The following is a 1,496-nucleotide window of genomic DNA, read 5'->3' on the forward strand; positions in this document are numbered from 1 at the left end:
GCCTCTTCATCTGAAACATGAAACTTCCCGGCTATTTGGGCAGCGGAAAAATCCGTCCCCGACATGATGAACACACGGAGCACATGAGGATTGTCACGAAGAATCCAATTGCCCAACCTGCCTATAATCACGCAAGTGCCTTTATGAGCCAGTTCGCGTATGGTACGGCTTTGGCTGACATAAATCGCATCGTCCTTAGACGGATTCATGGAAGCCGGAATGCCGCTATCTGAAAAGATCAGCTCCCAAAGCCTGCCCGTAGAAATGTTCTGTTCGTTCTTTTCCACAAACTCCGGCGTATATCCCATCTGCCGTGCGGTCTGGTCAATGATCTGACGGCTGTAGCAAGGGCATCCCAACCTGCGGGCAACCTCCTCGCCAACAGCATTTCCTCCGCTTCCATACATGCGGGCAATGGTGATGATGCGGCTTTCTCCCCACACGCTTCCGGCAACGCTCCCGGCAGCAGGCAAGCGGCTTGCCTTCGGAATGAATATCCTGTCGAGCCACAATACATGAGGAGAGAACACACGGACCATAAAGCCGACATAAAACATGGAAACCAGCGTACCTACACCGACCATTTGCCAGTTCCATCCGCCGAAATAAATAAACATGAAAACAGTGCCGATGCAAACAAGGCCCGTGTCTGAACAGATCTTCACTTTGCCGAAATCTTTTTTCAAGCATTTAGAGATGGCGAGCGGAAGCCCCTCGCCGGCAAGCATCAGCGAATCGCAGCGCACCTCGCAGGCGATGCCGAATGCCAGTATGCTTCCTCCGGCAAGCAGTTCGACAAACCGGAGCGGATAGCCTGCCGCCGGATTCATGTCAAACGGAACCTGCAGGGGACTGGTGAGCCACATGGTCAGATCGGTATAAAAGCCGAAAAGAAAAGATACCAATATCTGAGCATACTGCCTTTTCTCGAAGTTCCCGCGCAGAAAGAGCAGCTGAAGGAGAATAAAGAACACATGCATGAAGATGGTCAGCTGCCCCATCGTAAACCCCATGCCGGGGATAAGCGACAAGATATAGGGAGGAGCGGAAATCGGCGACGAGCCGAGGTTTGCACGGATAGATAACGAAGTCCCCAAAGCGATTACAAAAAGAATGACTACAAAACTGGCATAACGGCGCGCCCATTCTGCCCTGCTTCTTCTTTTAACGTCCATTGCTGTTACAATTTAAATCCCGCGCGAAATTACAGAAAAACCGGCATTGTGAGGCATGTTTTTTCAAGGCATTAAACTAATTTAAACATGACAGAGGCGAACATCTCCGGCCTGCCCCGCCATGCGGACATCCACACCGGCCCACAAACAACAGAATGTGCCGCAGGGCTGACGCATTAAAAAGAATATTGATTATTAAGTACTTATTATTCAGCATATACTGATTTTATAGGTAAAAAACAGCCTTTTTATCAGGCTTTAGTATATCTCTAAATATCAGATACTCTGAATATCAATGACTTTAGTAATGCGTCAGCCCTG

1 protein-coding gene is annotated in these 1,496 nt (G+C 49.2%); it reads right to left on the reverse strand.

The window, feature by feature from the left end; all coding sequences use genetic code 11:
• Positions 1-1,175 (reverse strand): cytidylate kinase family protein (locus QUW60_RS14970; RefSeq protein WP_289561492.1); only part of this gene is annotated, 1,175 nt, incomplete at its 3' end.
• Positions 1,176-1,496 lie beyond the last annotated feature (321 nt).

The organism is Bacteroides gallinaceum, from assembly GCF_030373775.1.
Classification (GTDB): Bacteria; Bacteroidota; Bacteroidia; order Bacteroidales; family Bacteroidaceae; genus Phocaeicola; species Phocaeicola excrementipullorum.